The sequence below is a fragment of the Microcoleus sp. LEGE 07076 genome, assembly GCF_015207455.1.
Taxonomy (GTDB): Bacteria; Cyanobacteriota; Cyanobacteriia; order Cyanobacteriales; family Microcoleaceae; genus Microcoleus.
On the sequence record NZ_JADEWV010000252.1, the window covers coordinates 1 to 7,458 of the forward strand.

Consider the following 7,458-nt stretch of genomic DNA (forward strand, 5'->3'; position numbering starts at 1 on the left):
TTCCCAATTCCCCATTCCCAATTCCCAATTCCCAATTCCCAATTCCCAATTCCCAATTCCCAATTCCCAATTCCCAATTCCCAATTCCCAAGTCCTAATGACTGTGCCCGTAAGCACCCATTTCCGGCTGAAACGGTACAATTTCCTCTATTACTTCCAAACCCATTTTTTCCAGCATTCCCTGCAAAACAGAGTCGGGAGAAAGCCTTAAATAATTATCGGCAACTTCTAAAGCTACGTGACGGTTTCCTAAATGATAAGCCGCCCGCAGCAGTAGCAGCCCAGTCGATGCCCGCGCTGTCAACACCGGTTCGGGTTTTGCACTTACGAGTACCACACAGCTACCGTCTTCCGACTGCAATAAATCTCGATCGCGCAGTACCGTACCTCTGGGCAAAATCAAGTGCAGGTTTTCTCCCGTTTCCCTCTGGAATCGGTAGCGGCTGCGAGTGCGATCGTCGGCTGTCATAGGTAAAATAAAGCTAACAACAGCATCGGGATCGGCAGGCAAATGTTTTGTGAAAGTTAGCATTTTTCTATTTTATTGCCAGAGAGCAATTCACCTCACATCTACTTTGTTGAGGAATATATTTTTGAGCTCTAATTGCGATTTACCTTGGGTGGGGCGGGCCCAATGCCCGCCTCTACCGTTAAATTTTAATCCAAAATAGTCATCTCTTTGAACCGCTCTCGTTTTTTGACAGCATACTTTTATGATTTTGTCGAGCACTTTTTGAAATGCGATCGACCTTTTCCCAAAAATTTTGCATTTCGTCTAGTAACTCAAACTAGACAAACCTCCAACAATTCTTGTGAAATAGGCAAGCGAGCCTGCTCGCGAAGCTGGCTTTTAGGGAGCATAAGTTTGAGAGAAGCACAGAGGAAGAAAGACTCAAACTATCGATTTTATTGATTTCCCGCTTGTTGCAGTCGCAGCAGCTCAGCTTGAATTTGCTGTTTGACTGCCGGATTTGCTTGCAGTAGCAAAGTGAGCTGGTTGAAGCGACTAACTGTCAAACCGTTGGTTTCTATAACTTTTTTAGCTTGTTGGCAGTAATTCACCGCGATGCCGCGAACACCTCCAGACAGCCTGTTAATTTCCTGAGTTTCGTTGCACACTACTCTCGGAACCGAGCCCCCAGCCATTTCTTTAATTTCGTTATAAGCTTCCACCCGTCTGGGTTCTATTCCCAACACAGAGCGAGCGTAGCTAGTAATTTCGGCATTGCTAATTTCTTGAGCTTGGGCTACTGCTCCGAATCCGAGACTTGGGGATTGTCCGTACAAACCGGGCGCCCATCCGCTAGCCAAAGCTGCTGCGGACATGATGCCTGCAAACAGCGATTGTCGCAGGAGCCGGTTTAAGTGAAATTTAGAGATGTTGAGTGAGGTGTTCATGGTCGTCGGTGATTGCTTGCGTATAAATAAAAATGACACAGCGCTGGGCGGCTCAATCTTTTTGAATCGTGTGATGGCTAAAAAGTTCCTGCCGACGCAGTGAAAATCTTTAATTTAAGTAAAAGGATTTGGTAATTGCTAGAGCGATCGACTTTTTAGCAGCAAGTTCGATAATTAGTAAACCCATCCTAACATCTCACCAGAAGTTGGCAGAACACAAAATTTTGACGGTCATTTTAATTGCAGAGCATTTCCTAATTGCCTCTACAAATAATTCTCAAAGCTCAAACATTAAATAATTCTAAAATTACTTGACAAATTACTTGTATTTAGATTCGATTCCGTGCCTGTCATACCGCGTGAGATGTGAGGTATCAAATGTGAGATGTGAGATTGGCAACTTTATAACGATCGAATCAGGGTGTTGAGCGCGGGGCTACAATTGCATTATTTTTGGGATCGTGTCAAGCCAGAAACTCAAATTGGTTTGGCTTGACACGATCCCCAGCCGTCTGCATCTGTGTTTTATGTTTAATTCGTGCCAGATGCCGCGAGTTCGCACGGGCTGAGTTCGGACTAATACAAAAAATGCTTTTTACTTTCATGGGAATGCTCTCACCGCTTGTAAAAACCTAGGCAAACCTGGGTAAGCTCTGCGGTATAAGCTTTAAACGTTCCTTCTTAGCGCTTACGCTTCCCCGGTATTGAGGTTGACCAAGAAACTCCAGTTAGAAACGCTATAATAATCACAACGACGTGATATTTTAGCGGAACGCTTGATCTTTTTATTTAGTTGGTTCCACTCGCTCTCCTCGTGCTTTTCTGAGTTCACCTCAGAATAGGCGGTTAAGGAGCGAGGTATTTTTTCACCTAATTTCATAGCCCTACGAGCAATTACCAGTGCAGCCGCTTCATCACTAGCTAGACCATACATTCTTAAATATTTCACCAAGCCGATAATACTTGAATAAGCTGGATTGACCGCAATCAACTCAATACCACGATTCGATAGAATAGAACCCAGTTGTTTGTAGAATTCGCCGTATGCCCATCCCGACAACATTCGGGCATATTTTCTACCTTTCTCTCCCAGCGATTGCTTTTTTGTTGAGAAATCAAGCTCTTCACAAACCACAGGACATTCAAACTCCGTGGCTCTTACTGCTAGTTGCAGGCAGACGTCAACAATTTGAGACTGTTGTTTACCATTCGGCAAACCCATCTGCAATGGAATCTGCCCTTTGGCTTTGAGGTTTCCTTCAGTATCGACATATGCCCAACCAATAGAACCGGGGTTCATATCGATTCCAATACAGCCATACACTCTCTCTCTAGAAACTTGATTCACAAGCTTGGGAGTAAACTGCACGGCAACAACCCACTTTCCATTCTTTCGATAAAGATGCCAGGTCTTAGCGCCGCATTCTGGTAGTCTGCTTGCGTTGCGGTTGAAATTACCAATCTCAGATGATACGGTTTTTCCAAATCGCGACTCTAAGCATTTGGGGGTTCTGAAAGTTATTCTGCCCCCATTCCACTGGCAGACTTGATTGCCAAAAGACTCATCCTTGGAGCCGACGACAAAAATATCACCATGAGGAATGAAGACTTTGATTGGCTTGAGTTTTAAGTGTTCGAGTCTATTAACTAGCAAAGTTAGTCTGCGCTTTTTATTGTGTATTTGAAAGCGTAAATTCTGCCAATTTGTAGATTTGCGCTGGAGCGAACAGGCTATAGGGAAATTGCAGCCTGTCTTCGAGTTCTGCCATTTTTTCTTGGCATAAAACTTACGAGCTAATGCTAACTTGCGCTCAGCCTTTTTAATCCACGCACCAATGGATTTAATCTTTCCTTCAAGCGTTTTTACGTGTAAAATCCTGTGTTCTTTAGCGCCGTCTGCACGACATGAGGCAGCGCTGATTACGCCATTTGCATGGCGCTTATTGATGCCGTAGGTTTGTTGTAGGTGCGTGTTCCAGTCGGACTTCTTGAAGTCTGTATTTAAAAGTAAGTGGTTGACTGTTTCAATGCTTGCAGCCCTGAAAATTGGGGCGTAAGCTTCCAAGAACATCTCGAAATCTGTAAATCCAAGTTCGTTGAGTTCATTTGCTGGCGTGGGCAAGCCTTTGCAGTAAGTTAAGGTAGCCATTGATTCCACCTCTCCCTGTGATATCTTTGTACATTAACCGCTTTGCACAGATTCTGCAAGCTTTTGAATGAGCTTTTTGTTTTTACTCGATCTAGAGCCGTACAACCGAGCGGAAAATACGGTGATAATTTCTAAAACGTCACTTGCGAGGTCTTCCTCAAAAGTTGCATCTTCTTTTTTATTGAGGATGACTACTTCTACTTCGTGATATTCGCAGAGTGAAAAAATGAGTTCAGAGCCAAACCTCAGCAATCGATCTTTGTGCGTGATCACCAGTCGAGCTACTTCGCCATCTAAAATGGTAGAGATTAATTTCGTAAGTCCCTTTTTGCGGTAATTCATGCCACTACCCAAATCTCTGATAACTTCATACTCCCAGTTGAAAGATTGGCAATAACCCGACAGGACGGCATCCTGTCTGTCAAGATCGGCTTTTTGGTCGTGACTGGAAACTCTGGCGTAAGCAATCGTCTTTCCAATTTTTTGCTCAACAAAGTCCGAAAGACGGTATCGCCTATGTCCGCCATCTGTGCGGACTGATTCCAGTTTTCCCTCTTTTTCCCAGCGTCGTATTGTGTCAACGCTCACTGCCTTGAGTTCTGCTAATTCACCAATACTGATCAGCCTGTTCATTGAACTACCTAGATTTGATTTATTGAATTCTCGGTAAATCTAGATAAATTGTCAACAGTCGTTAACCCTAGCCGGAACCAAAAATCAGGTTTCACTACCCAAGACAGAGGCAGCAGCAGAAAAGTAGACACTAAAATCTTGTTATCAAAACGGGCGCTATCTGTTTTCGGTAATCGCCTGCTGCTAGCTTGGATTTGAGTCGGCGCTTCCTCAAGTTTGGGGCTGCAAAAACTTGTCGGGGAATCACCCAGAAACCGGGTTTTTCTAAAAAATAAGAGCGTTACAGCCACCGACAACAGTAGAAAAACCCGAAACGCTTGAATTTTTGTGCCTAAGTCATCTTGTCATGTCGATCGCAGATAGCGAACTTTTGCAAGAGTTTTCGCAGCAGCTTAACAATTATTAATTACCGATTTCCCATGAAAACTCAAAAAGAAATTTGGCGAGTCATCCTCGCAGCAGCTATCAGTATTGTAGGCGTGCTGCACTTTGCAGTACCCGCACCCTTTATCAGAATCATGCCGCCCCAGCTTCCTTACCCGGAAGCATTGGTTTATATCAGCGGTTTTTTCGAAATTTTGGGCGGAATTGGGCTGTTAGTTCCGCCAGTCAGCAGAGCGGCGGCGTGGGGCTTAATTGCCTTATTTATTGCTGTGTTTCCAGCTAATATCAATCAAGCCGTCAACAGCATCCCCATAGAAGGGATTCCTCACAACCCATTATTGTATTGGTTCAGGCTGCCTTTTCAAGCTGTCTTGATTGCTTGGGCCTGGGTTTATACCCAACCAGACGAAGGTAAACCCCGAGCTTCTATAGTTCCAGATACAACAGAAAACGCCCAATGAAACAGTTCGACTACAATGCGGATTTTAAGAACATCGACTTTCGACAGCACCCGGAACTTTATCAGGTGGGGAAAGGAGAACAAGGAGTGCTGTTGGTGGAACCCTACAAAGCAGAAATTCTGCCTTTTTGGAGATTTAAAACTCCTGAAATTGCCAGGGAGTCCAGCAGCAAAATTTATTCCTTATTTTTAGAGTATCTCGATCGCTCGGATTTTGTGGGAGCGGACATGGCCCGCAAGTTCTTGCAGATGGGCTACACTCGATCGCGCCGCTACGCTAACCATAAAAGTGGCCGAAAATACCAGCAGAATCCTCAAAAGCTGCCGTCTGTTGCAGAACAAACGGCAGCTCGAAAAGATATTTTGCCGCTCGAACCAGATCCGGTGAAAGCAGAATCCGCCGCCATTTTTAAAGAGAAATGGATGCTGGCCAAAACCAACGAGAAATATCTCCAGCTTTTAGCCGCACACCGGCAGATGTACGAATCTTCTTCAAGCAAGTCTGAGGATTGACATCCTGTTTCGTCGATTATTCTCAAAAACGAGGTTCGTAGTGCCGAATGCGAGTCCGCTTAAAGGCTGCAGACTTTCGGGCGCGAACCGTTAACGCCTGCGGTTAATTGAGCAGGCGCGATCGAACATAAACTTACAAAAACTCAGAAATTACCATTTCTCCCCCGGGGCAGCAATGCAGTTGTGCTTGCCTATCTCGGGGGCAAATTGATTTACCAGATCCTACAATTTACTCATCATCTTCTTCTGTCTGCCACTGTCGCCAAAGTTCAAAGGCATTAAAGCCCCTGTATTGCAGGTATTTCAAGACTTTGCCCTTGGTTTTTGGATCTACTTTACCGATCGCCTCGATCTTGTATTTCCGCAGGACTTTGGCTTTTAATTCTGCCAGTTTTTCGGTTTCCGAGTCTTGATTTTCAGCAATTTCTTCTTCCCAGACTTGCTCGAACAAATCGCTAGTAATTCCTTTTTGCAGGCACTTGCGCTTCACGGCGGATTTCCCGTATTTGCCCGCAGCAGAGGCGATCGAGTTTGCCACCAAGCGAGTGTCAGACTGATAGCCCCGGTCTTGAATTTGCGCGATCGCCTCCAATATTTCTTCATTGCCAAAACCTTTCTCTTGCCCCTTTTTGCGAAGTTCAGAGGCACTGTAGTCTTTGCGGGACAAGAGAAAATAGAAATAGTCAAGACAGTTCATCCGTTAAATCGAAGGGTAGCGCGCAAATACTCCTGTAGCGAATGCCAAATCCAGCCGCCACCGAGGCTAACTGCAGGATCAGCACCTTTATTCTTCTGTATCCTCCTCTTCATCTTCCAGTTCCACATCCGGTCTGTCCACATCGATCTGAATCAAGCGAATGTGCTTGTATCCGAGTTTAATTTCAAACTCGTCTCCCGGCTTTAATCCCATTTCTTGGGTATAATTTGCCCCGATCACGATCGAGCCATTCTTGTGAACGCTAGCTCGATAACTTGCTTCTCGCCCGCGTCCGTCTGCTTTCGACTTTTCTAGCTCAATGCCCTTAGCAGCTAATACTGCATCGTAAAACTCAGCTAAGTTAATCCGCGTTTCTCCACTCTTGCTGACGGTGAAGTAGCCACAAAGCTTTGCAAGTTCTCTGCGCGGCAAATCGCTGCCTTTGATTTTTTGAAGCAGACCTTTTCCTGTTAAGGGTGCTGTAGCTGTTTCTGCCATTGACCTTACCTCGGTTATTGGAGTTTACTTATATCAATTACAACACATTAGATTAACTTTGTTTCACTGTCAATACTAAGAATTAAAAATATTAAGATTCTGGATAAATTTCTGCTGCCTCAAAACCGGGGATGGAAGTAAGGATGCTTGAAGAGCGATGTATTTGCTGCTGACGGTCAAAATGCTTGCCCTAACCCTTCGAGCGATCGCGCCGGGAATTATTGTGACAAATTAAATGCTTTACTTTTTTACAGTAAAGTCTGTTCCCTGCATTCACCAATCCAGATCCTGTCTGCGGTCAAAGCAAAAAGCAAGACAGCCGTGAATGGAAATACCTACAGCGCGATATCGCTACAAATCTGCCGAAAGCATTTACCCGCGCGGGGTTAACTTTTACCTCAACAAGGCGAGGCAGCACTTGTTCTCGATGCCCTGCCAGCGAGCTAGTTGTAAACCCTGTTTTTTGGGCTGCCAATCCCCTCAAAACCCCAAATACCGAGTCGCAATCTTCTATTAAGGTGTTCGGCATATAACTGGCACAGAAAACCGTCCGGGGAGGGCAATCCGGTAAAAAATCAAGCAAATTTCACCGATTCGTTGAACGGGTTTTAGCTAAATCCAGACTCGATCGGCCCGGCGACAAAAAACATCGCGCAGCCACCGTCGGGGGAATCAGCTATTGCACATTTATATTGTGTATGGTGATTGAGGGGAAGAGGGGAGAGA

At 45.0% G+C, this 7,458-nt stretch carries 9 protein-coding genes; 3 read left to right on the forward strand and 6 right to left on the reverse strand.

The window, feature by feature from the left end; genetic code table 11:
* Window positions 1–94 precede the first annotated feature (94 nt).
* Both ureE and IQ270_RS26210 read right to left on the reverse strand, forming a co-directional pair.
* Window positions 95–532 (reverse strand): urease accessory protein UreE, encoded by a 438-nt coding sequence (gene ureE, locus IQ270_RS26205; protein ID WP_193976095.1) that lies wholly within the window; start codon window positions 530–532, stop codon window positions 95–97.
* A gap of 374 nt (window positions 533–906) precedes the next feature.
* Complete coding sequence (locus IQ270_RS26210; protein WP_193976096.1) at window positions 907–1,398, reverse strand: DUF4168 domain-containing protein; 492 nt, start codon at window positions 1,396–1,398, stop codon at window positions 907–909.
* A 128-nt stretch (window positions 1,399–1,526) separates the two neighbouring features.
* Here IQ270_RS26210 and IQ270_RS26215 point away from each other — a divergent pair, with 128 nt between their 5' ends.
* Window positions 1,527–1,697, forward strand: coding sequence for a hypothetical protein (locus IQ270_RS26215; protein ID WP_193976097.1), 171 nt, complete (start codon window positions 1,527–1,529; stop codon window positions 1,695–1,697).
* Between the two features lie 389 nt (window positions 1,698–2,086).
* On the opposite strand, the gene IQ270_RS26220 is transcribed toward IQ270_RS26215, so the two are convergent.
* Window positions 2,087–3,547, reverse strand: a complete 1,461-nt coding sequence (locus IQ270_RS26220) for a hypothetical protein (protein WP_193976098.1) — start codon at window positions 3,545–3,547, stop codon at window positions 2,087–2,089.
* Window positions 3,548–3,580: 33 nt separating this feature from the next.
* Window positions 3,581–4,180 (reverse strand): IS607 family transposase, encoded by a 600-nt coding sequence (locus IQ270_RS26225; protein ID WP_193976099.1) that lies wholly within the window; start codon window positions 4,178–4,180, stop codon window positions 3,581–3,583.
* Window positions 4,181–4,599: 419 nt separating this feature from the next.
* Here IQ270_RS26225 and IQ270_RS26230 point away from each other — a divergent pair, with 419 nt between their 5' ends.
* Both IQ270_RS26230 and IQ270_RS26235 read left to right on the forward strand, forming a co-directional pair.
* Window positions 4,600–5,025, forward strand: coding sequence for a DoxX family protein (locus IQ270_RS26230; RefSeq protein ID WP_193976100.1), 426 nt, complete (start codon window positions 4,600–4,602; stop codon window positions 5,023–5,025).
* Window positions 5,022–5,537: a DUF4385 domain-containing protein gene (locus tag IQ270_RS26235; protein ID WP_193976101.1), complete on the forward strand. Its 516-nt coding sequence runs from the start codon at window positions 5,022–5,024 to the stop codon at window positions 5,535–5,537. The genes IQ270_RS26230 and IQ270_RS26235 overlap by 4 nt, the downstream gene beginning before the upstream one ends.
* Window positions 5,538–5,766: 229 nt before the next feature.
* On the opposite strand, the gene IQ270_RS26240 is transcribed toward IQ270_RS26235, so the two are convergent.
* Together IQ270_RS26240 and IQ270_RS26245 are read right to left on the reverse strand one after the other, a co-directional pair.
* The gene (locus tag IQ270_RS26240; RefSeq protein WP_228056715.1) at window positions 5,767–6,204 is read right to left on the reverse strand and encodes a regulatory protein RecX; all 438 of its coding nucleotides are present in this window, start codon (window positions 6,202–6,204) and stop codon (window positions 5,767–5,769) included.
* 117 nt (window positions 6,205–6,321) lie between these two features.
* The gene (locus IQ270_RS26245) at window positions 6,322–6,732 is read right to left on the reverse strand and encodes an AbrB family transcriptional regulator (RefSeq protein WP_193976103.1); all 411 of its coding nucleotides are present in this window, start codon (window positions 6,730–6,732) and stop codon (window positions 6,322–6,324) included.
* Window positions 6,733–7,458 lie beyond the last annotated feature (726 nt).

Coding starts and splice junctions, on each gene's coding strand:
- ureE (WP_193976095.1), bottom strand. CDS start 532: ATGCTAACTTTCACAAAACATTTGCCTGCCGATCCCGATGCTGTTGTT.
- IQ270_RS26210 (WP_193976096.1), bottom strand. CDS start 1,398: ATGAACACCTCACTCAACATCTCTAAATTTCACTTAAACCGGCTCCTG.
- IQ270_RS26220 (WP_193976098.1), bottom strand. CDS start 3,547: ATGGCTACCTTAACTTACTGCAAAGGCTTGCCCACGCCAGCAAATGAA.
- IQ270_RS26225 (WP_193976099.1), bottom strand. CDS start 4,180: ATGAACAGGCTGATCAGTATTGGTGAATTAGCAGAACTCAAGGCAGTG.
- IQ270_RS26230 (WP_193976100.1), top strand. CDS start 4,600: ATGAAAACTCAAAAAGAAATTTGGCGAGTCATCCTCGCAGCAGCTATC.
- IQ270_RS26235 (WP_193976101.1), top strand. CDS start 5,022: ATGAAACAGTTCGACTACAATGCGGATTTTAAGAACATCGACTTTCGA.
- IQ270_RS26245 (WP_193976103.1), bottom strand. CDS start 6,732: ATGGCAGAAACAGCTACAGCACCCTTAACAGGAAAAGGTCTGCTTCAA.